The organism is Parviterribacter kavangonensis (assembly GCF_056863335.1).
Genome location: NZ_JBXPJA010000001.1, coordinates 1,340,317 through 1,361,459 on the forward strand (window position 1 = coordinate 1,340,317; position 21,143 = coordinate 1,361,459).

General features: G+C 72.8%; 17 protein-coding genes. 8 read left to right on the top strand and 9 right to left on the bottom strand.

All coding sequences use genetic code 11. From position 1 onward, the window contains the following. Positions 1-3: 3 nt before the first annotated feature. Positions 4-174: a hypothetical protein gene (locus AC1UE4_RS06940; protein ID WP_482916489.1), complete on the bottom strand. Its 171-nt coding sequence runs from the start codon at positions 172-174 to the stop codon at positions 4-6. A gap of 166 nt (positions 175-340) precedes the next feature. Here AC1UE4_RS06940 and AC1UE4_RS06945 point away from each other — a divergent pair, with 166 nt between their 5' ends. The 4 genes from AC1UE4_RS06945 to AC1UE4_RS06960 are packed head-to-tail and all read left to right on the top strand — an operon-like array spanning position 341 to position 5,863. Further along, entirely contained in the window at positions 341-538 is a 198-nt protein-coding gene (locus AC1UE4_RS06945; RefSeq protein ID WP_482916490.1) for a hypothetical protein, read from the top strand. 47 nt (positions 539-585) lie between these two features. After that, positions 586-3,105 carry a SpoIIE family protein phosphatase gene (locus tag AC1UE4_RS06950; protein WP_482916491.1) on the top strand — a complete coding sequence of 840 codons (2,520 nt, stop codon included), beginning with the start codon at positions 586-588 and terminating at the stop codon, positions 3,103-3,105. Next, entirely contained in the window at positions 3,102-4,490 is a 1,389-nt protein-coding gene (locus AC1UE4_RS06955; RefSeq protein ID WP_482916492.1) for a cation diffusion facilitator family transporter, read from the top strand. The genes AC1UE4_RS06950 and AC1UE4_RS06955 overlap by 4 nt, the downstream gene beginning before the upstream one ends. Beyond that, positions 4,487-5,863 carry an ATP-binding protein gene (locus tag AC1UE4_RS06960; protein ID WP_482916493.1) on the top strand — a complete coding sequence of 459 codons (1,377 nt, stop codon included), beginning with the start codon at positions 4,487-4,489 and terminating at the stop codon, positions 5,861-5,863. The genes AC1UE4_RS06955 and AC1UE4_RS06960 overlap by 4 nt, the downstream gene beginning before the upstream one ends. Here AC1UE4_RS06960 and AC1UE4_RS06965 read toward each other — a convergent pair. Continuing rightward, on the bottom strand, positions 5,860-6,366 hold the full coding sequence (locus tag AC1UE4_RS06965; RefSeq protein WP_482916494.1) for a PH domain-containing protein: 507 nt from the start codon (positions 6,364-6,366) through the stop codon (positions 5,860-5,862). The genes AC1UE4_RS06960 and AC1UE4_RS06965 overlap by 4 nt on opposite strands. An 82-nt stretch (positions 6,367-6,448) precedes the next feature. Here AC1UE4_RS06965 and opgC point away from each other — a divergent pair, with 82 nt between their 5' ends. Beyond that, on the top strand, positions 6,449-7,633 hold the full coding sequence (opgC, locus tag AC1UE4_RS06970) for an OpgC domain-containing protein (RefSeq protein WP_482916495.1): 1,185 nt from the start codon (positions 6,449-6,451) through the stop codon (positions 7,631-7,633). On the opposite strand, the gene AC1UE4_RS06975 is transcribed toward opgC, so the two are convergent. Next, positions 7,630-8,286, bottom strand: a complete 657-nt coding sequence (locus AC1UE4_RS06975; RefSeq protein WP_482916496.1) for a class I SAM-dependent methyltransferase — start codon at positions 8,284-8,286, stop codon at positions 7,630-7,632. The genes opgC and AC1UE4_RS06975 overlap by 4 nt on opposite strands. Positions 8,287-8,327: 41 nt before the next feature. On the opposite strand from AC1UE4_RS06975, the gene AC1UE4_RS06980 reads away from it, so the two are divergent. After that, positions 8,328-8,936, top strand: coding sequence for a DedA family protein (locus tag AC1UE4_RS06980; RefSeq protein WP_482916497.1), 609 nt, complete (start codon positions 8,328-8,330; stop codon positions 8,934-8,936). Positions 8,937-8,995: 59 nt separating this feature from the next. Then, positions 8,996-9,820, top strand: coding sequence for a PPK2 family polyphosphate kinase (locus tag AC1UE4_RS06985; protein ID WP_482916498.1), 825 nt, complete (start codon positions 8,996-8,998; stop codon positions 9,818-9,820). A gap of 28 nt (positions 9,821-9,848) precedes the next feature. Here the strand turns inward: AC1UE4_RS06985 and AC1UE4_RS06990 are convergent, their stop codons facing one another. Then, the gene (locus tag AC1UE4_RS06990) at positions 9,849-11,057 is read right to left on the bottom strand and encodes a type II secretion system F family protein (RefSeq protein ID WP_482916499.1); all 1,209 of its coding nucleotides are present in this window, start codon (positions 11,055-11,057) and stop codon (positions 9,849-9,851) included. Between the two features lie 16 nt (positions 11,058-11,073). Next, positions 11,074-12,156 carry a type IV pilus twitching motility protein PilT gene (locus tag AC1UE4_RS06995; protein ID WP_482916500.1) on the bottom strand — a complete coding sequence of 361 codons (1,083 nt, stop codon included), beginning with the start codon at positions 12,154-12,156 and terminating at the stop codon, positions 11,074-11,076. A gap of 97 nt (positions 12,157-12,253) precedes the next feature. Here AC1UE4_RS06995 and ftsH point away from each other — a divergent pair, with 97 nt between their 5' ends. Further along, positions 12,254-14,314, top strand: a complete 2,061-nt coding sequence (gene ftsH / locus AC1UE4_RS07000) for an ATP-dependent zinc metalloprotease FtsH (RefSeq protein ID WP_482916501.1) — start codon at positions 12,254-12,256, stop codon at positions 14,312-14,314. A gap of 3 nt (positions 14,315-14,317) precedes the next feature. Here ftsH and AC1UE4_RS07005 read toward each other — a convergent pair whose 3' ends face one another. The 4 genes from AC1UE4_RS07005 to mltG are packed head-to-tail and all read right to left on the bottom strand — an operon-like array spanning position 14,318 to position 21,105. Further along, positions 14,318-16,576 carry a CocE/NonD family hydrolase gene (locus AC1UE4_RS07005; protein WP_482916502.1) on the bottom strand — a complete coding sequence of 753 codons (2,259 nt, stop codon included), beginning with the start codon at positions 16,574-16,576 and terminating at the stop codon, positions 14,318-14,320. Between the two features lie 59 nt (positions 16,577-16,635). Further along, positions 16,636-18,396 carry a GspE/PulE family protein gene (locus tag AC1UE4_RS07010; RefSeq protein ID WP_482916503.1) on the bottom strand — a complete coding sequence of 587 codons (1,761 nt, stop codon included), beginning with the start codon at positions 18,394-18,396 and terminating at the stop codon, positions 16,636-16,638. Positions 18,397-18,436: 40 nt separating this feature from the next. Continuing rightward, positions 18,437-19,201 (bottom strand): shikimate dehydrogenase family protein, encoded by a 765-nt coding sequence (locus AC1UE4_RS07015; RefSeq protein WP_482916504.1) that lies wholly within the window; start codon positions 19,199-19,201, stop codon positions 18,437-18,439. Continuing rightward, positions 19,201-21,105, bottom strand: coding sequence for an endolytic transglycosylase MltG (gene mltG, locus AC1UE4_RS07020; RefSeq protein WP_482916505.1), 1,905 nt, complete (start codon positions 21,103-21,105; stop codon positions 19,201-19,203). Before mltG ends, AC1UE4_RS07015 begins: the two co-directional genes overlap by 1 nt. Between the last annotated feature and the right edge of the window lie 38 nt (positions 21,106-21,143).

Sequence of the window (21,143 nt, forward strand, 5' to 3'; positions counted from 1 at the left end):
GACTCAGGCGACCTTGCTCGTGATCTGGTGCCGGCGCTCGGTGTGCAGCGCGCCGCCGCAGCGACGGCACCGGCGTCCGGCACGGACCGCGAGCTCGGCGAACCGCTCGAACCACGTCGTGCCGCAGTCCTCGCAGCGCATGGCGTCGTGACGCAACGGTTTGCTCTGGGGCAAGCGCCGATCGGCTCTTCGTTCCATGGGTCCTCCAGCTCACTGGACCGGGCAGGGGGACCCGATCCGAGTGCGAGTTAAATCAGATCGCGCGCTTCGTTACAAGCTCCGTCTTGGCGCGCCAGCGCTCGAGGTTGCTCAACACCCCCTCATGGGTACGGAAGTTGGTGTGACGACCCTTCCAGCTCCCGCGACGGGCCTGCCCGAGCTCGATGCAGCCGTCCTCGCCGCGCGTGTTCGTGAGCTCGAGGACGCGCTCGCGCGCGAGCGCGCACGGTGCGCGGGCCTCGAGCAGGGCATCGCGTCGCTGACCTCGACGGTGCAGCGGCTGCGGTCCGAGCTCGCCGCCGAGCGGGCCGTCGCTTAGAGCCCCGAGTCGTCGCTCAGCGGATCGCCGCGTAAAGTGCCGCGGCGGTGGCCGCGCCCCGCTTCTCCCGCATGACCCTCGACCCGGGCATGGCCCTCGCGCTCGTCGAGGAGCTCTTCGGCCAGCGGACCGCCGGCCTGGCGCTCGTCGACCGCACGCTGCGCTACGTCGCGGTCAACGAGCGCATCGCCGAGATGAACGGGCTCGACGCGCCCGCGCACCTCGGCCGCTCGCTGCGCGACGTCCTCCCCGCGCCCGCCGTCCCGGCGCTGGAAGCGCTGCTGGAAGGCGTGCTCGCGGGCGAGCCCGTCGACGACCTCCAGGTGCTGGTGCCCGAGCTCGACGACCGCGAGTTCCGGATCAGCGCGCTGCCGGTCCGCTCGGGCGACGAGGTCGTCGCCGTGCTGACCGTCGTGATCGAGATCACCGATGCCCGCCGGGCCGAGGAGGCGCTGCGCCACTCCGAGCAGCGCCTGCAGGTGGCGCTGGAGGGCACCCGCACCGGGACGTTCGAGTGGAACGCCGACACCGGCGACGTGCGGTGGTCTCCGAGCATGGGCACGCTGTTCGGCCGCGGCCGCGACTGGTCCCCGGGCAGCTACGACGAGTTCGTCGCGCTCGTGCACCCCGACGACCGCCCCGGGCTGCGCGACCTCGTCGGGCGCGCGGTGCGCGAGAGCGCCGGCTACGAGCACGACTACCGCGTGATCCTGCCCACCGGCGAGGTGCGCTGGATCTCGAGCCGCGTCCACGTCTTCGCGGGGCCGGGCGGCGATCCGCCGACGCTCGTCGGGCTGGCGACGGACGTCACCGCCCGCCGCACGCGCGAGCACGGCCTGCGGCTGCTCGCCGACGCCAGCCTCGTCCTGGCCGAGTCGCTCGAGCCCGCGGCGACGCTGCGGCGCATCGCCGAGCTCGCGGTGCCCGAGCTCGCGGACTGGTGCGCCGTGCACCTCGTCGACGAGCGCAACGAGATCGAGCAGGTCGCCGTCGCCCACGGCGACCCGGACAAGGTGCGCTTCGCGCAGGAGCTGCAGCAGCGCTACCCGCCCGATCGCAGCGCGCCGACCGGCGTGCCGCAGGTGGTGCGCAGCGGGCGCGCGGAGCTGTACCCCGAGATCCCGGCCGAGCTCATCGAGGCGCAGACCGTCGACGAGGAGCACCTGCGCCTCGTCCGCGAGCTGCAGTTGCACTCCGCCATGGTCGTCCCGCTCATCGCGCGCGGCCGCACCATCGGCGCGCTGACGTTCGTCTTCGCCGAGTCGCGCCGCGAGTACACGACCGAGCTGCTCGAGCTGGCCGAGGAGCTCGGCCGCCGCGCCGGCCTCGCGGTCGACAACGCGCGCCTGCACGCCGCCGAGCGCCGCGCCAACGCGCGCCTGCGCGAGCTGCAGGCGGTCACCGACCTCGGTCTCGCCCACCTCGACGTCGACGACCTGCTGCGCGAGCTGCTGCACCGCGTCGTCGAGCTCACGAACGCGGACATCGGCGTCGTGCTGCTGCTCGACGAGGAGGAGCGCGTGCTGCGCACGCGGGCGACGCTCGGGCTCGACCCGGCGATCACGACCAGCGCGCGGATCCCGTTCGGCGAGGGCATCGCCGGGCGGATCGCGGCCACGCGCCGGCCGCTCATCGTCGAGGACGTCCCGCAGGCCAAGCCGGTCTCCCGCCACCTGCAGGAGCACGCCGCCTCGCTTGCCGGTGTGCCGCTGTTCGACGGCGACCACGTCATCGGCGTCATGCACGTCAGCACGCGGACGCCGCGCCGGTTCACCGAGAGCGAGGTCGAGCTGCTCGAGCTCGTCGCCGACCGCGCCGCGCGCGCGATCGCCCACGCGCGGCTGTACGAGCAGGCGTCGAGCGTCGCCGTCACGCTGCAGCGCAGCCTGCTGCCGGCGGCGCTGCCGCGCATCGCGGACCTCGAGCTGGCGGTGCGGTACGTCCCCGGCCAGGAGGGAACCGAGGTCGGCGGGGACTGGTACGACGTCTTCCCGCTCGGCGAGGAGTGCTGGGCGGTCGTGGTCGGGGACGTCGTCGGGCGCGGCGTCGCCGCGGCGGCGACGATGGGCCAGCTGCGCGCCTCGCTGCGCGCGTACGCCATCGAGCACAGCGACCCCGCCGACGCGCTCATGCAGCTCGACCGGCTCGCGCTGACGCTGCAGCAGGTGCCGTTCGCGACGCTGGCGATGCTGTCCATCGCACCCGCGGACGGCGCGGGCCGCATCTCGGTCGCCGGCCACCCGCTGCCGGTCGTGCGCGCCGCCGACGGCACGGCGCGCCTGCTGGCGCTGCGCCCCGGCCCGCCGCTCGCGCTCGACGCCACGGGCCGCACGGCCCATCGGGTCGAACTCGCGCCCGGCGAGACGCTGCTGCTCTACACCGACGGCCTCGTGGAGCGCCGCGACCGGTCGCTCGACGCCCGCTTCGCGCAGCTCGTCGATGCGGTCGCCAGCGCGCCAGCGGGGCTCGAGGGGCTCCTGGACCACCTGCTCGAGCGGATGCTGGGCGGCCGGACCGGCCGCGACGACGTGGCGCTGGTGGCGATCCGCCGGCCGGAGGCTCCATGACCGCCGTCCGCACCGCGCGGCTGAGCGTGCTGGCGGCGTGCTTCCTCGTCGCGGTCAAGCTCGTCACCGGCCTCGTCACCGGATCGCTCGGCCTCCTCGCCGAGGCCGCCCACTCGGGCACCGACCTCGTCGCCGCGCTGCTGACGCTCTTCGCCCTGCGCGTCGCGATCCGGCCCGCCGACGAGGAGCACCAGTACGGCCACGGCAAGGCCGAGCACCTCGCGGCGCTGGCCGAGAGCGCGTTCCTCGGGCTCGTGTCGCTCTTCATCGCGTGGCAGGCCGTCGACCGCCTCGCCAACGGCGGCGGCCACGAGGTCGAGGCGACGTGGTGGGCGATCGTCGTCCTGCTGGTCGTGATCGGCGTCGACGCGTCGCGCGCGCTCGTGAGCCTGCGCGCGTCGCGCCGCTTCAGCTCCCCCGCGCTGGCGGCCAACGCGCTGCACTTCGCGTCGGACCTCGCCGGCTCGCTCGCCGTCCTCACCGGCCTCGTCCTCGTGAGCGCGGGCGTCACCGAGGCCGACTCGGTGGCGGCGCTCATCGTGGCGACGATCGTCGTCGTGGCCGCGGTCCGGCTCGCGCGCGACTCGGTCGACGTGCTCATGGACCGCGCGCCCGCCTACGCGCGGGCGGCGCTCGACGAGGCGCTGTCGCAGCTCGGCGACGGGACGCAGATCCGCCGGGTCCGCACGCGGCATGCCGCGGGGCGCACGTTCGTCGACCTCGTCGTCGGCGTCTCGCCGGACGCCGGGATCACCCAGGCCCACGCCACGGCGGACGAGATCGAGGCGACGGTGCGCCGCTCGCTGCCCGACACCGACGTGCTCGTGCACGTCGAGCCGCTCGACGCCGAGGGCGACATGCGCGAGCGCGCGACGGCCGCGGCGCTCGGCGTCAGCGACGTGCGCGAGGTCCACAACGTCCGCGTCATGCACGTGGGCGATGGCTACGAGCTCAGCCTCCACGCCAAGCTCCCGTCGAACCAGACGCTCGACGAGGCGCACGGGATCGTCGAACGGCTCGAGCGGTCGATCCGCGAAGCTGTGCCGGACCTGCGGCGCATCTACACCCACATCGAGCCGCTCGCGCGCACCGACTGGACGACGAAGCCGTCCGGCGACCAAGTCGAGCAGGAGCGGCAGGTCATCGAGGACGTCGTCGCGCGCTACACGGGCGCCCCGCCGGTCGAGGTGCGCTTCCGCGATTCCGAGCGCGGCCGCATCGCGTTCGTGACCGTCGTGCTGCCCGGCGAGCAGCCGCTGCGCGTCGCCCACCGCCGCGCCGGGCTCATCGAGGGCGACGTGCGCGACGCCCGGCCGGAGCTGGCTGACGTCATCGTGCACACGGAACCGGCACCATCCAGGGCCGGGGCTGAGCAGGCGTCGTGACCACCGCCATCGAAGACCGCTTCGACCAGTCGCTGCCGGCGCAGCCGGAGAGCGTCGGCGCGCTGCGCCGCGGGGTGACCGACTTCGTCCGGCGGGCCGGCGCGGAGGAGCTGGTGGCGATCGACGTCTCGCTCGCGGTCTCGGAGGCCGCGACCAACGCCGTGCTGCACGCGTTCGTCGATCGCGAGCCGGGCATCCTGCGCGTGGTCGTCGAGCTGCGCGAGGACGTCGTCGAGGTCGTCGTGCGCGACGACGGGCGCGGGATGATCCCGCGCTCGGACAGCCCCGGGATCGGGCTCGGGCTGCCCACGATCGGCCAGCTCACCGCGCGGTTCGACATCGGCGACGGGCCCGGCGGCGCCGGCACCGAGGTCCGGATGCTCTTCGACGCGCCCGGCGTGCGCGCGCCCATGGTCGCGGAGGACTGGCGCCTCGAGGTGCTCGCCGACGTCGCACGGGTCACCGGCTCGGCGTGGCCGGGCGACGGCGTCGAGCGGCTCGTCGACCTGCTCGTCCCCCGGATCGCGGATGCCTGCACGGTCGACGTCCTCCAGGACGGCGAGCCGCAGCGCGTGGCCGCGGGCGCCGGGGACGTCCCTGCGGCCACGGTCGCGTGGCTGCGCGGGCGCCGGCCGGTGGCCGCCGCGGTCCGCAGCGTCGTGCCCGAGCTGAGCCGCGGCCAGATCGCGATCCTGCCGCTCGACCCCTCCACCAACGCCCGCTACGCCGCGGGCGACGACGACCTTCCGCACATGGAGGCGCTCGGGCTGCGCTGGTGGGTGAGCGTCCCGCTGCGCGACGGCGAGACGCTGCTTGGCGTGCTCGGCCTCGGCCTGCGCCCGGTGCGAAGCGAACCGGCGGAGGAGCACGCGTTCCTGGCGGCGCTCGGCGAGCGGGCGGCGCGCGGCCTCGCCGGCGCGCAGCTCGTGGAGGAGCTGCGGCGAACGCGCACGCGGCTGGAGCGGGTCTTCGCCGCGCTGTCGGAGGCCGTCACCGTCGCGGACCGCTCGGGCCGGATCCTCTACGCCAACGACGCGGCGTTGCAGCTGCTCGGCGCCGCGTCGGTGGAGGAGGTGCTCGCCGCTTCGCCGGGGGAGCTGTCGGACCGGTTCGACATCACCGACGGCGAGGGCCGGCCGGTGTCGTTCGAGGAGCTGCCGGCCGCGCGGCTGTTCGCCGGGGAGGAGCGTCCGACGCTGCTCTCGCGCAGCGTGCACAAGGCGACGGGCCGGGCGCGCTGGCTGCTCACGCGCGCAACGCGGCTGGACGACGAGAGCGCCGAGCTGCTCGCCGTCAGCGTCATCGAGGACGTCACCGAGCTCGAGCGGCTTCGGCGCCTCGCCGCAGAGCACGGGCTGTCCGTCGAGGACTAGAGCCCGCCCGCGGGGGCCTCGGCCTGCCGCTCGTGCGTCCGCTGGGCGCGGTCGACGGCGGCCACCACGTCGTTCGGGCCGCTGACGCCCCGGAACGTGAAGTCGGAGTCGTCGGTGCCCGCCGTGTCGAAGTCGACGGTGCCGACGCGCAGCATCCGGTCGAGCACCGACTGGCGCGTGTTGACGTTCTGGACGCGCTCGATCTGCGTCTGCTGGACGTGGCGCGCGATGAGGCCGCGGCGGATCCGCAGACGCTGGCTCGTGATCGTGTACGTCGTCGTCATCCGCTTGACGAACCCGGCGAGCACGGCGAGCGCCTCGACGACGAGGAACGCGCCCACGACGAGCCCCCAGTTCACCTCGTCGTCGGCGATGCGCGTGACCGCCGCGATGATCGCGGCGACGATGAGCGCGAGCACCAGCCCCTTGAGGTAGAAGCCGAGCGTCGCCCGCCACGACGGGTGCCCCTCGAAGATGACGGTCTCGCCCGGATGCAGGTCCATGGGCGCGACTCTATTGCCAGGTGCCGCCGGACGGGAAGCGCGATCACCGACCGTTGCGGTAGGTCTTGTTAGGGTTCCCTAAGTGACGACCGTCCTCGCCGCGCCGCGCCCGCGCACGCTGACCGGCCGCGACGTGGCGCTCGACCTCCTGCGCGGGCTCGCGATGGTCGTCCTCGTCGTCAACCACCTCCCCGTCACCTCCGCGGTCAACTGGGCGACCGAGCCGTTCCTCTCCGCCGCCGAGACGCTCGTGCTGGTCTCCGGCGTCGTGTCCGGGATGGTGTTCGGGCGGCGGTGGTCGGACTGGGGCGCGCGGCGGACGACCCGCGCGCTGCTGCACCGCGCGTTCGTCCTGTGGCGGGCGTCGGTGGTCGTCGTCGCGGTGGTGTGGCTGCTGACCCTGGTGCCGGGCCTCGGGACGTCCGCCGTCACCGTCCGCCCCGCGGGGGGCCCGGACCTCTACGCCGGCGCCGGCGTGCTCGACGTCCTCACGCTGGCGGTCGGCCCGTGGCCCTTCGAGATCCTCGGGTTCTTCATCGCGATCCTCGCTCTCACCCCGCTCGTCCTCTGGGCGCTCGATCGCGGCGCCTGGCCGCTGCTCCTCGCGGTGAGCTGGGCGCTCTACACCGTCGGCCGCGGCACCGCCCTCCACGTCCTCCCGGCGCAGTCCGAGGACCACTTCCCCCTCCTCGTCTGGCAGCTCCTCTTCGTCCACGGCGCCGTCCTCGGCTGGCACCGGGACGCGATCGAGCGCTGGCTCCGACGACCCCTTCGCGATCCGGTCGCCGGCGCAGTCGCCGTCCGAACCCGCGTCGTCGTCTCCCCCGCCCGCGTTCTCGTCGGCCTCGTCGTCGCCTGCGCGGGCCTCGCCGCCTACGTCCGTCTCCGCGAGCTGGGGCTCTCCCCGTTCGGCCGGTCTCCCGAGTGGTGGCGGGAGTGGGACGTGCACCACTTCTCGAAGGCGTTCCTCGACGCGGCGCGGCTCGGCTCGATGGTCGCGTTCGCCGCCTTCGCCTACCTCGTCCTGCGTCGCTTCGAGCGGCCGGTCGCGCGGATCGCCGGCCCGGTGCTCCTGCCCCTCGGCCGCTGCTCGTTCTACGTCTTCATCGTCCACGTCTTCCTGTGCGTGGCGGTAGCGAGCGTGCCGGTCCTCGCCACCGGCGACGCGCTCGGCCGCGCGGGCAACGTGCTCGTCCAGCTGGTCGCCCTCGCGCTGCTCGTCGTGCTCGTGCGGCGCGAGGTGCTCTTCCGCTGGATCCCGCGCTAGCGGGTCGCGGCAAGCAGCTCGAGCGTCCCCCACGTCGTGCGCAGGCGCCGCGTCGTCGTCACGCCGGAGAACCCGGCGTCCGCGATGAGCGCCGGCAGCCGCCCGGCCGCGTGGTCGCGCGTGTTGGCGAAGCCGTCGAGGATCTGCAGCGTGAAGAAGGCGCCGCGCATCACCGGGTCCGCGGGCCGTCCCCAGTCCGCGACGTGCAGCCGCCCGCCCGGCCGCAGGACCCGCGCCGCCTCCGCCAGCGCCCGCTCCTTCACCGGCGGAGCGAGGTGGTGAAGCAGCAGCGACAGCACCACCGCGTCGACGCGCTCGAACGACGCCGGCAGCTGATCGGCGAGCCCCTTGACGAATCGCACGCGCTCCGCGCCCGGCTTCTCCCGCGCGATCGCCAGCGTCTCCTCGTCGCCATCCACCGCGACGACCGTCGCATCCGGCCGCGCCCCGGCGAGCGCGATCGCGAACGTCCCGCTTCCCGCCCCGACGTCCACGACCCTCCCACCCTCCGGCAGGCCGTCCGTCACCGCGTTCAGGAGAGCGGGCCGCCACGCCCCCTCGCGCATGGTCAACGCCATCACGGGGTCGTAGAGCCGCGTGAACGCCGCCCGCCCGGCCGCCGGCACGTACCGAGTCGTCTGCGCGTCCGCCATCGGCGGGGAACGGTACGCCCTTCCCTACCTTGGTCGGACACGTGCTCGCCGTCATCGACATCGCCGAGGTCATCCGCGACCTCGGGTACGTGGGCCTCGTCGCCCTCATGGTCCTCGAGACCGTCTTCCCGCCGATCCCCTCGGAGGCGGTCCTGCCGCTGGCGGGCTACTTCGCCGAGCGCGGCGAGCTGAACCTCCTGCTCGTCATCCTCACCAGCACGGCCGGCTCCACCCTCGGCGCCGTGCTGCTCTACGAGGCCTCGCGCCGCGGGGGCCGCCCGTTCGCGGAGAAGTTCCTCCACCGCGCCCGCCTGTCGCCCCGCCGCCTCGACGACGCCGAACGCGCCTTCGCCAAGCGAGGACCCCTCTTCGTCGCCCTCGGCCGCTGCGTCCCCGGCGTCCGCAGCCTCGTCTCGCTCCCGGCCGGGATGCTCAGGATGCCCCGCCGCACCTACCTGCTGTGCACGATCGCCGGCTCGCTCCTCTGGAACACCGCGCTCGTCGGCGCGGGCTACGTCCTCGGCGCGTCCTGGGAGCAGGTCGGGGACACGATCGCCCCGCTCTCCAAGCCGCTCATCGCAGTGGCGATCGTCGCCGCCACCGCCACGACGGCGCTGTGGTGGCGCCGGGCGACTGCCAGTCGGCGCTGACAGCATCCGCGCGCGGCCGTTTGCCCGCCGCGGACGAGGGGGTACGGCGGTCGATCACCTTGCCCGACGACCTTCACGTCCGCTGCGGCCGGCACCGCGTCCCCCCCGGCCAGCCGTTCTCGATCGCGGACCACGACACGAGCGGGACCCGCGCCGGCGCCGACGGGCGGGACCCCGATGAGCAGCTCGCTCGCCTGCGGGAGCAGATCGGGGAGCTGCAGGCCCGCTTCCTCGCAGAGGAGTCGCGCGCGCTGCTGATCGTCCTGCAGGGCTTCGACGGCTCCGGCAAGGACACGGTCATCACGCATGTGATCAGCGCCTTCGACCCCTCGGGCTGCCGCGTCTACGCCTTCAAGAAGGCCGCCGGAGAGGAGGCCGCGCACGACTTCCTCTGGCGCTTCCACCAGCAGACGCCCGCGCGCGGGATGGTCCACGTGTTCGACCGCTCCTACTACGAGGAGGTCATCGCCGCGCGCGTGCACGACGACATCGACGAGGAGCAGTGCCACGCGCGCTACGAGTCGATCAACGACTTCGAGCACCTGCTGGTCCGCGAGGGCACGGTCATCCTCAAGTTCTTCCTGCACATCTCGAAGGACGAGCAGGCCGAGCGCGTCAAGGAGCGCCTCGAGCGGCGGGAGAAGCACGCCGACTTCTCCGCGGCCGACGTCAACGAGCGCCAGTACTGGGACGCGTACGACCGCGCCTACGAGGACGCCGTGAACGCGACCAGCACCGAGTCCGCGCCGTGGTACGTCATCCCGGCCGACGACAAGCAGTCCACGCGCGTCGCGGTGGCGGAGGTCATCGCCGCCACGCTCGACGCGCTCGACCCGCAGTTCCCCACGCTCGACGAGGAGGAGCTGGCGGAGGCCGACCTCTGACGCCGTTGCACCCGGCCGGGCGCGGCGGCTAGCGGATGTTGTCGTAGACCTTGAAGAGCGGCATGTACATCGCGATGACGATGAAGCCCACGATGCCGCCGACGACGACGATCATGACCGGCTCGAGGATCGAGGTGAGCGCCTTGACGGCCGCCTCGACCTGGTCCTCGTAGAAGTCGGCCACCTTGTTGAGCATGGTGTCGAGCGAGCCGGTCTCCTCGCCCACGCCGATCATGTGGGTGACCATCGACGGGAAGACGGGCGACTCCTTGAGCGGCGCGGCGATCGTGCCGCCGGACTTGACCGAGTCGATGACGTCGGCCATCGCCTTCTCGACCACGTGGTTGCCGGCGGTCTTGCCGGTGATGTCCAGCGCCTGGAGGAGCGGCACGCCGGCGGTGGTCAGGGCGGCGAGCGTCCGCGACCAGCGCGCGAGGGCGACCTTCTGGACGATCGCTCCGATCTTGAACGGGATCTTCAGCCGGAACGTGTCCCACTGAGCGCGGCCGGTCTCGCTCGCCTTCCACTTGCGGAAGGCGACGACGACGCCGACGATGAGCCCGATGACGACGTACCAGCGGTGCGTCATGAAGTGCGACGCCGCGACGGTGAGCTTGGTGATCGGCGGCAGGTCGCCGCCGAACTGCTTGAAGATCCCCTCGAACACCGGCACGAGGAACACGACCAGCGCGGTCAGGACGATCCCCGCGAACGACAGGATCACGCCCGGGTAGACCATGGCGCTCTTGACCTGGCGGCGCAGCGACTCGTCGGCCTCGAGCTGCTCGGCGGTGCGCAGCAGCGAGCTCTCGAGCACGCCGCCGGTCTCGCCCGCGCGCGTCATCGCGACGAACAGCGGGTTGAACACCTTGGGGTGCCGCTCGAACGCGTCGGACAGCGGGAGGCCGGCCTCGACGTCCTTGCGCACCTTGACGAGCGTCTCGGCCAGCGGCTTGCTCTCCGTCTGGCTCTCCAGCACGTAGAGCGCCTTGAGGATCGTCATGCCGGAGCTGACCATCGTGGCCAGCTGCCGGGTCATGATCGTGAGGTCGGCCGACTTGACCTTGTTGGAGCCGGGGAGCCGGATCTCCTTCGACGTCGCCTTGTCGGTGATGTCGACGACGATGAGCCCGCGCGACTTCAGCTGGTCGGCGACGGCCTGCTTGCTGTCGGCCTCCACCTCACCCTTGGCGGCCCGCCCGGTGAGGTCGATGGCCTTGAACGCGTACGTGCTCATGGGGATCTCCGGATCGTCAGGCGGCCATCAGCCCGCCGCTGTTCAGCAGGCGGCGGAGCTCGTCGGGCTGCTGGGAACGGGCCTCGGCGAGCTTCTGGGTGATCTTGCCCTGCCGCACGAGCGTCGCCAGCGCGGCATCCATCGTCTGCATGCCGGCCGACGCGCCGGTCTGCATCGCGGACGGGATCTGGTGCGTCTTGCCCTCGCGGATGAGGTTGCGGACCGCCGGCGTGGGGATCATGACCTCGCACCCGGCGACGCGGCCGGCGCCGTCGGCGGTCGGCAGCAGCTGCTGGGTGACGACGCCCTGCAGCGCGACGGACAGCTGCACGCGCACCTGGCCCTGCTGCTCCGGCGGGAACACGTCGATGATGCGGTCGACGGTCTGCGGCGCGCTCTGCGTGTGGAGCGTCGCGAAGACGAGGTGGCCGGTCTCCGCGGCGGTCAGCGCGGTCGCGATCGTCTCGAGGTCGCGCATCTCGCCGACGAGGATCACGTCCGGGTCCTGGCGCAGGGCGGCCTTGATGCCCGCGGCGAAGTCGTGGGCGTCGGAGCCGATCTCGCGCTGGTTCACCACGCACTTCTTGTGCTGGTGCAGGAACTCGATCGGGTCCTCGATGGTGAGGATGTGATCCTCGCGCGTGCGGTTGATCTCGTCGATCATCGCCGCGAGCGACGTCGACTTGCCCGAGCCGGTCGGGCCCGTGACCAGCACGAGGCCCTTCGTCTTGTGCGCGAGCTCGTGGACGATCGGCGGCAGGCCGAGCTCCTCGGCGCCCTTGATCTCGAACGGGATCAGGCGGAACGCCGCGCCGATGGCCGAGCGCTGGAAGTAGGCGTTGACGCGGAAGCGCGCGACGTTGGGGATCGCGTACGCGAAGTCGATCTGCCAGTCGGTCTCGAGACGCTGGCGCTGATCGTTGTTGAGGATCGAGTAGATGACCTCGCGCGTATCCGTCGGCGTGAGGACCGGGTAGTTCTCGAGCGGGGTCAGACGGCCGCGGACGCGCACCGCCGGCCTGGAGCCGGCCGTGATGTGCAGATCGGAGGCGCGGTTCTCGAGGACCTCGAGAAGCAGATCGGCGAAGTCGAAGTGCATGGCTGCCCGTTGATCGGCCACCACGCGCGCGAGTGGACGCGAGTTCGAAGGCGTCTGGCCGGATGTCCGAGAGCCTGCATGTCACACTGGATCGCGGATGCCGGACCTCCCGAGCCCCCGGAGCGCACCATCCGGGACGCGCAAGCCCGATCAGGGCGGGCCGCAGCCGTGGCGCGTCGAAGGAGGCCGCGGTGGCAGCGACGGCGCCGGCGGCGGCTCCGAGGGGCCGCGCCAGCGCTTCCGGTTCCCCCGCTGGCTGCTGTGGCTGTCGCTCGGCCTGCTGATCCTGAACTTCATCTTCGCCTCGCAGGTCCCGGACAAGAGCGGCCGCATCACCGTGCCGTACTCGTTCTTCCGCGACCAGATCGAGGACGGCAACGTCGCCAAGGTCAACGCCCAGGGCGACATCATCCAGGGCGAGTTCAAGAAGCCGACGCAGCCGGCGGACCACCCCGACGGGCAGGACCCGGAGAAGAAGTTCGAGACGACGAGCCCCGCCTTCGCGGCCGACGACGAGGTCCTGAAGTCGCTCTTCAACGAGGGCGTCGAGGTCAACGCCGAGCCGATCGACCAGGGGCGGTCCTTCGTCGCCGACATCCTGCTCTTCTTCGGCCCGACGCTGCTGCTCATCGGCCTGTTCGTGCTGCTCATGCGCCGCGGCGGCGGGGCCAGCGGGCTGACCGGCCTCGGGCGCTCGCGCGCGCGGCGCTACGAGGCGTCGACGCAGCGCACGACGTTCGACGACGTCGCGGGCATCGAGGAGGCCGAGGAGGAGCTCGTCGAGATCGTCGACTTCCTCAAGCAGCCCGACAAGTACCGCCGCCTGGGCGCCGCGATCCCCAAGGGCGTGCTGCTGAGCGGCCCGCCCGGCACCGGCAAGACGCTGCTCGCCCGCGCGGTCGCCGGCGAGGCCGACGTGCCGTTCTTCTCGCTGTCGGCGTCGGAGTTCATCGAGATGGTCGTCGGCGTCGGCGCCAGCCGCGTCCGCGACCTGTTCGAGCAGGCCAAGAAGGCCGCCCCCGCGATCATCTTCATCGACGAGCTCGACGCGATCGGCCGCTCGCGCGGTGGCCCCGGCGGCGGGCTGGGCGGCCACGACGAGCGCGAGCAGACGCTCAACCAGATCCTCACCGAGATGGACGGCTTCACCGGCTCGGAGGGCGTCATCGTCCTCGCCGCCACGAACCGCCCCGAGATCCTCGACCAGGCGCTGCTGCGCCCCGGCCGCTTCGATCGCCGCGTGACCGTCGCGCCGCCCGACAAGGACGGCCGCAAGAAGATCCTCGAGGTCCACGCGCGCGGCAAGCCGCTCGCCAACGACGTCGACCTCGGCGGGATCGCGTCGTCGACGCCCGGCATGGTCGGCGCGGATCTCCGGAACCTCGTCAACGAGGCGGCGCTCTCGGCCGCGCGCCGCGGCGACCAGGAGATCCACCAGTCCGACATCACGAACTCGCTCGAGCGGATCATCCTCGGCGCCGAGCGCCGGATCACCATCTCGCCCGACGAGCGCGAGCGCACCGCCTATCACGAGTCCGGCCACGCGGTGCTCGGGATGCTCGAGCCCGGCGCCGACCCCGTCCGCAAGGTCTCGATCGTTCCCCGCGGCCGCGCGCTGGGCGTGACGTTCCAGTCGCCCGAGGACGACCGCTACGGCTACGACCAGCGCTACCTGCGCGGGCGCATCATCGGCGCGCTCGGCGGCCGCGCAGCCGAGGAGATCATCTACGGCAACGTGACGACCGGCGCCGAGTCCGACCTCGAGCAGGTCACGCGGATCGCCCGCCAGATGGTCGGCCGCTGGGGCATGAGCGACGCGATCGGCCTCGTCTCCGTCCTCCCCGGGCCGATGGACGACCCGATGTTCTTCCCCGGCCAGAACGGCGGCCCGTCGGAGGCGACGCGCGAGCTGGTCGACCGCGAGGTCCGCAAGATCGTCGACGAGTGCTACCAGGCGGCGATCGAGAAGCTGCGCGAGAACCGCGAGCGGCTCGAGTCGCTCACGCGTGCGCTGCTCGAGCACGAGACGCTCGACGAGGGCGACGCGTACCGCGCGGCCGGCTTCGATCGCAAGCCGCCGGCCGCGGAGGCCGGCGGCACGCCCGAGCTCGACGGCGTCCAGGCGACCGCCGACGTCGCCCCGCGCGCCGACGTCTGAGCCTCAGCGTCGCCGGACGCTCACCACCCGGTTGGCGTAAGGCTGGAACTCCCGGCACGGCTCCCCCCGCAGGCCCGGGCACGGCGGCAGATCCGGCGTCGGCTCGATCCCCGGGACGACCGGCAGGACGAGGCGCGAGGGCATGCGGCCGCCCGCTCCGATCGCGACGCTCGCCGTCTCCCGGGGCACCGCCTCGCCGAACGACCAGATCGGCTGGTCACCGTTCGGGGCGGTGATGCGCAGCCGCAGCCGCGACCCCTTCCGGTACGCGTGGCCCTGGTAGTAGAAGGGGATCGTCAGCCGCGCGAACCGGCCGCGCGGCATGGGGCGAGCGTCCTTCGCGCGCAGGCTCAGGACGGGCGCGAGCGCCGTGCTCTTGGCCCGGTCGAGCTTGCGGACGCTGGCCCGCAGCCAACCGCCCTGCACGAACGTCTCCTTGCCGTCGGGACGCACCTCGCTGAGCGTCGCCTGGAGGTCGACGTCGCGCGCGGAGGAGCGCACCCACGCCGTGAGCGAGCCCGAGCCGACCACGGTGACCGGCTCGGCGAGCGGAGCGGTGAGGAAGGAGGCGGCGGTCCCCGTCGGGTCCTGCGTCCACTTGTAGTCCGGCGACGCGGTCCAGACGCCACCGGCGCCGGCGTCCGTCGGGCCGGCGAGGTCGGTCAGCGGTCGCGCCTTGGCGTCCCACCGGAACGCGGCGGCGCGCAGCTTGGCGGGGCGCCTGGCGCGCAGGCCGCCGGCGGCGTCGAGGTACCACCGCTGCGCCCGCGTGCCCGGGATCGGCCAGGACGGGAACGAGCGCTCGAACGCCGGCACGGGATGGCCCGGCTCGCCGCCCGCGCCGTTGTCGAAGAGCACGCGGACGGACGGCAGCTTCTCGAACGCTGCGAGCGCGGACTCGTACGTCGGCTCCTGCTGGATCGGGTCCGGCGGCAGCATCTGCCCATCGATGCCCATCGCCGCCTGGTAGACGACCGGCGAGCTCGCCCGGACCGCCGCGGCGTTCAACGCGGGCGCCTGCTGCGCCACGTACAGCGAGAGGAAGTCGTACATGCGGTTGTACGTCTCGGGCGCGAGGGAGTCGACGTGGGTGCCGTTCGTGAACGTGAACCACTTGCGATCGGTGCCGGTGAACGCCCCGGCGAGCGTCGGGCAGTGCCCGCCCGTCTGCTCGTCGGTCCACTGGCACGCCATGAACGTCGGCACCTCGATCTTCTTCACGAAGGTCAGCGGGCTCAGCGGGTCGGCCACGCGCTTGACGTAGTGGTCGTTCGCGCGGATCTTCGCCAGCAGGTCGACGGCCTCGGGATGCAGCGCCTGGTTGTCGCGGCACGTCGTGTCGCCGGCGGCGATCTGCTTGGCGGCGTACGGCTGGGCGCCCTTCTTGTCCGCCGTCTGCGCCTGGGCCTGGCGCTCCTTCGCCCAGTCGACGGCGAAGCCGGTGTTCAGCACGCCGCCGGGGTAGAGCGTCGTCTGCGTCTGGTCGATGACCGACAGCGGCGCGATCGCCGCCAGGCTCGGCGGCCGCATCGCGGCGGTGAAGAGCTGCGAGATGCCGCCGTAGGAGATGCCGAACATCCCGACCCGGTGGCCCTTGACCCAGGGCTGACGCGCGACGGTCTCGATCACGTCGTAGCCGTCGAGGCTCTGCAGCGGCTCGAAGAAGTCGAACGCGCCGCCCGAGCAACCGGTGCCGCGCATCGAGACGTCGACGACCGCGAAGCCCATGATGTTCGCGATGGCGGCGATCCCGCTCGCCGGCCCCGACGGGTCGGCGTACGCGTAGCCCGAGTACTCGATGAGCGTCGGCACGGGCGCACCGGCGGGCAGCGAGGGAAGATCGACGCCCGCGGCCTGCGTGACGTCCGACGGCGGATGGACGGTGTAGGCGAGCTTCGTCCCGTCGCGCGTGGTCAGGTAGCCGTAGCCGTCGGGCGCGATCGTCTGGTCCTGGTAGGAGCGGTCGGCCGGCGTCGGGTCGGTGGTCAGGACGGTGAGCGGGTCCGACGAGGCGCCGTCCGCGCGCACGACGTAGCCCTTGCCCGGCTTGACGCCGCGGAACAGCACTGCGCCCAGCTCGTTGGCCTTGCGGGTCGCCACCGTGGCGCCGCGGGCATCGGCGAGCGTGACGGACGTGCCCGCCGTCAGACCGGTGGCGTAGACCTGCTCGGCACTGCCGTGGGCGTCGAAGGCGAGCGCGGGGGTAGCGGTCGTGAGCGCCGCGAGGACCGGCAGCAGCGCAGCGAGGCAGCGTCGGGACATGCCGCGGATGCAAGCAAGCCGCGCACCCCGGCGCGCCGGTAGATGGCGCGTCGGGGCGGCTACGCGGTGCCGGTGACGCGGGCGATCTCCGCCATCGTCGTGCGGCCCTGCTTGACCTTCTCGAAGCCGTCGTCGCGCAGGCGGCGCATGCCGTTGCGGACCGCGACCTCGGCGATCTTGTCCGCCGAGGCCCGCTCGACGGCGAGCGCGCGGATCTCGTCGGTGACGGCCATGACCTCGTAGAGGCCGAGCCGGCCCTTGTAGCCGCTGCCGCCGCACCGGGCGCAGCCGGCGGGCTCGTAGGCCTCGATGTCCTCGCTGGCGGGGAAGCCGTTCTCGCGCAGCACGGCGGCGGTCAGCGTCGCCGGGCGCTTGCAGTTCTCGCAGAGCGTGCGGGCGAGGCGCTGGGCGACGACGCAGTCGATGGCGCTTGAGACGAGGAACGGCTCGATGCCCATCTCGATGAGGCGCGTGATGGCGCCCGGCGCGTCGTTCGTGTGCAGCGTGGAGAGCACGAGGTGGCCGGTGAGCGCGGCCTCGACCGCGATCTGCGCGGTCTCGCGATCCCGGATCTCGCCGACCATGATCACGTCCGGGTCGGCGCGCATCATCGCGCGCAGGCCGCTGGCGAACGTCAGGCCGGCCTTCGGGTTGACCTGGACCTGCGTGATGCCGCCGACCTGGTACTCGACCGGGTCCTCGATCGTGATGATGTTCTTCTCGGGCGTGTTGATCACGCCGAGCGCGGCGTACAGCGTCGTCGACTTGCCGGAGCCCGTCGGGCCGGTGACGAGCACCGCGCCGTACGACTGCTTGAACGCCTTGTGGAAGCGCTGGTGGTCCTCCTCGCCCATCCCGAGCTTGTCGAGGTCCATGACGACCGACGACTTGTCGAGGATGCGCATGACGACCGACTCGCCGTGGACGCTCGGCAGCGTCACGACGCGGAGGTCGATCTGGTGGCCGTCGATCGTCAGGCTGACGCGGCCGTCCTGCGGCACGCGGCGCTCGGCGATGTCGAGGTCGGCCATGATCTTGATGCGGCTGACGACGCCGCTGACCATCCGGCGCGGGATCGAGGTCGTCTCGATGAGGACGCCGTCGATGCGGAACCGGACGCGGAGCTCCTTGTCCTCGGGCTCGAAGTGGATGTCCGAGGCGCCCTGCTCGACCGCCTGGGCGACGACCTGGTTGACGAGCTTGATGACCGGCGCGTCGTCGGCCGACTCGCGCAGGTCGACGACCTCGGCGGGGCCGTTGAGCTCGTCGCCGAGGTCGTCCTCGCCGTAGCTCGTGTTCTGGACGACGTCGTCGAGGCGCGTGATGCGGCCGATGAGGCTCGCGAGGTCCTCGCGGCTGGCGACGGCGGCGCGGACCTCGAGGCCCGTCATGATCGCGATGTCGTCCATGGCGAGGACGTTCGCCGGGTCGGCCATCGCCACGAGCAGCGTGCGCTCGTCGACGTAGGCGACCGGGACGGCCTCGTAGCGCTTCGCGGCGGCCGGCCCGAGCAGGTTCGTGGCCGCCATGTCGACCTGGAAGTTGGTGAGGTCCAGGTGGTCGAGACCGTGGCGCTCCGCGGTGGCGCGGGCGAGCTGGTCCTGCGAGATCGCTCCCTGATCGAGGAGCAGCTTCTCGGCCTGGCCGCCCGTCATGCGGGCGTGGTCGACGGCGAGTCCCATCCGGCTGGCATCGACGAAGCCGAGCTCGACGAGGACGTCGGTGATGGAGCGGCTGGGCCCACCGCGGCGCGACGGCGGCGTGATGCCGTCCCACTGGGGGTCGGGGCCGGAGGAGTTGGGGAGGGGAGACAGCTGCATGGACGGCTCTGCCCCCTCATCGGCACGCGTCCAGCGATCCTTAGCCGGGAGCTTGTGCCGCTCGGCGCATGACATCGAGTGGTGCGGGCCGCCCGGTCCAGTGCTCGAGGCTCAGAGCGCCCTGCCGGACGAGGATCTCGAGCCCGTCGACGGTCGTGGCGCCGTGGGCGGCGGCGTCTCGAACCAGGCGCGTTCCACGTTGCCTGTAGACCATGTCCATCACCACCTCCCAGTGCACCGGCTCGGCCACCGGGGTCTCGTCCGGGTCGTGCAATCCCAGCGGCGTGCAGTTGACGAGCACGTCCGCGGGCTCGGGCGCGTCGACGACGCGGGCGCCGGTGCCCTCCGCGCGGGACGGCGTGCGAGCGGTGATCGCCACGTCGGCGCCCAGGCTCCTGAGTGCCCAGACGACCGCGCGGGCCGAGCCGCCCGCGCCGAGCACCATCGCCGTCCTCGGCGTGGTCGGCAGCGCGGCCAGCAGGCCCGGCGCGTCCGTGTTGCCGGCGTGGATCGTGCCGTCCTCGCGGAACGTGAGCGTGTTGGCGGCGCCGATCTCCGCGGCGGCCGCGGTCGTCTCGTCGGCGAGCGCGAGCGCCGCCTCCTTGTGCGGGATCGTCACGTTGGCGCCGCTGAAGCCGGCGCCGCCGAGCGCTCGCACCGTCTCGGCGAACGCTTCGGGCGGCACCGGCAGGCGCTGGTAGCGCCAGCCGTCCAGGCCGAGCGCTTCGTATGCGGCCATGTGCATCGCCGGCGAGCGGCTGTGGGCGACGGGCCACCCCAGCACGCCGTACCGGCGGGTGTGCATCAGCAGGTCGTCGGGGACTTGCCGCCGCGCTTCTCGCGCTCGCGGTTGTAGGCGTCGACGTCCTGCTGGAACTCGGCGTCGGTCGCGGAGAAGCTGTGCTCGCCGCACGTGCCGGGCTTGACGACGTAGAAGAGGTAGTCGACGTTGGCGGGGTTCGCCGCGGCCTTGATCGAGTCCAGGCCGGGGTTGCCGATCGGGCCGGGCGGCAGGCCCGTGCGCTTGCGCGTGTTGTAGGGCGAGTCGATGTCGAGCTCGGACTGCTTGAGCGGCGACGTCCAGTTGCGCGTCGCGTACCGGATCGTCGCGTCGATGCCGAGCGGCATCCCCTCGCGCAGGCGGTTGTGGATGACGGCGGCGATGAGGGGGCGCTCCTTGGCGACCTGCGCCTCGCGCTCGACCATCGAGGCGATGATGAGCACGTCGTAGGTCGTGAGGTTGCGCTTGCGCGCGCGCTTCATCGGGACCTCGCCGATCTTCTGCTTGAACGCGTCGAGCTGCTTGCCGACCAGGTCGCGCGCGCTGGCGCCGGTCTTCAGCTCGTACGTCGCCGGGAAGAGGAAGCCCTCGAGGCTCGGCGCGTTGCGCGGCGCGCCGTACTTGCGCGCGCTGAAGCCCTTCGCCTTCTCGCTGGCGGCGAGGTAGCTGCCGGACAGGCCCGCCTGATCGACGAGCGGCTTGATCTCGCGGCGCGCGCGGCCCTCGGGGATCGTGACGGTCAGGACCTTCGCGGCCGCCGGGCCCGCCTTCAGGGCGTCGAGCGCGTCGGCGTACGACATGTCCTCCTTCAGCGTGTAGGTGCCCGCCTTGAGGTCGCCGCCGTCGATACGGCTGCGCAGCGTGAAGAAGAAGCTCGAGTCGACGACGCCCTGCTCGGCCAGCAGGTCGCCGATGTCCGACGAGGCGCTGCCCTGCGGGATCTTCACGACGACCTTGCCGCTCCCCTCCCCCGCGAACGGCTGGAAGAGCGCGAGGACGAGCCAGACGATGAACGCGATGAACGCCAGCGCGACCAGGCCAGCGATCCGGCCCCGCCAGCTGCGGTGCCGGCGCGGCCGGCGATCCCCCGGCGCGGGCGGCGGAGGCGGCAGCGTCCGCGCGCGGTTGACCCGACGAACAGGCACCGGCCGCTCCTCCTCATCTCCGAACCGAGCATCCGGCCCGCGTGCTCCGACCCCCGCGGCGACGCCCGCCGGCTGCAACCGCCGGACCGTCGGCTCCGCATCATCGAGATCCCAATCGCTGAAGGCGCCCCCGTCGTCGCCGTCGGCCGATGAGGCCTCCGGGGGAACCGGCGCCTCCACGCGCGGCGCCGGAGGCGGCGTCTCGGCGCGCGACACCGGTGGCGCCTCCGCGCGAGGGGCCTCCGCGCGCGGTGCCTCCGCGCGAGTCGTCTCGGGGCGCGGCGCCGGTGGCGTCTCCGCGCGGACCTCCTTCGGGCGATCCGCGAGCGAGTCCCACTCGACGGTCGCGCTGTCGGCGAAGGCCGTCGGCGACGGCGCGGCGGGCGAAGGGTCTTCGACAACCGGCGACTCTTCGACAACCGGCGGCTCGTCGACGACCGGCGGCTCTTCGACAACCGGCGGCTCCTCCGCGACCGGGACCTCTTCGACGACCGGGACCTCTTCAACGACCGGCGGCTCCTCGACGACCGGAGGCTCCTCCGCGACCGGAACCTCTTCGACCTCCTCGACGGGCGCGGGCTCGTCGACGGGCGCGGCCTCTTCGCGCTCGGCATGCGGCGTCACCTCGATCGACTCGCCGAAGAACGTGCTGTCGTCGGCGGGCTCGAAGGCGGGCGGCGGCTCGCCGCGGCGCCTGGCCTCGCGCTCGAGGCGCGCGCGCTCGCGCTCCTCGGGGGTACGCGAGGAGGTGGTCTGCTGCTGTCGACGACCGAAGATGCTCATCGGAACGGGCGCACGGCGAGGTACGGCTCTGTGCCTTT

Bases quoted from the DNA above. Each gene is read 5' to 3' on its own strand.
- AC1UE4_RS06955 (WP_482916492.1), top strand. From the start codon at position 3,102: ATGACCGCCGTCCGCACCGCGCGGCTGAGCGTGCTGGCGGCGTGCTTC.
- AC1UE4_RS06965 (WP_482916494.1), bottom strand. From the start codon at position 6,366: ATGGACCTGCATCCGGGCGAGACCGTCATCTTCGAGGGGCACCCGTCG.
- AC1UE4_RS06975 (WP_482916496.1), bottom strand. From the start codon at position 8,286: ATGGCGGACGCGCAGACGACTCGGTACGTGCCGGCGGCCGGGCGGGCG.
- AC1UE4_RS06990 (WP_482916499.1), bottom strand. From the start codon at position 11,057: ATGAGCACGTACGCGTTCAAGGCCATCGACCTCACCGGGCGGGCCGCC.
- AC1UE4_RS06995 (WP_482916500.1), bottom strand. From the start codon at position 12,156: ATGCACTTCGACTTCGCCGATCTGCTTCTCGAGGTCCTCGAGAACCGC.
- ftsH (WP_482916501.1), top strand. From the start codon at position 12,254: ATGCCGGACCTCCCGAGCCCCCGGAGCGCACCATCCGGGACGCGCAAG.
- AC1UE4_RS07005 (WP_482916502.1), bottom strand. From the start codon at position 16,576: ATGTCCCGACGCTGCCTCGCTGCGCTGCTGCCGGTCCTCGCGGCGCTC.
- AC1UE4_RS07010 (WP_482916503.1), bottom strand. From the start codon at position 18,396: ATGCAGCTGTCTCCCCTCCCCAACTCCTCCGGCCCCGACCCCCAGTGG.
- AC1UE4_RS07015 (WP_482916504.1), bottom strand. From the start codon at position 19,201: ATGCACACCCGCCGGTACGGCGTGCTGGGGTGGCCCGTCGCCCACAGC.
- mltG (WP_482916505.1), bottom strand. From the start codon at position 21,105: ATGAGCATCTTCGGTCGTCGACAGCAGCAGACCACCTCCTCGCGTACC.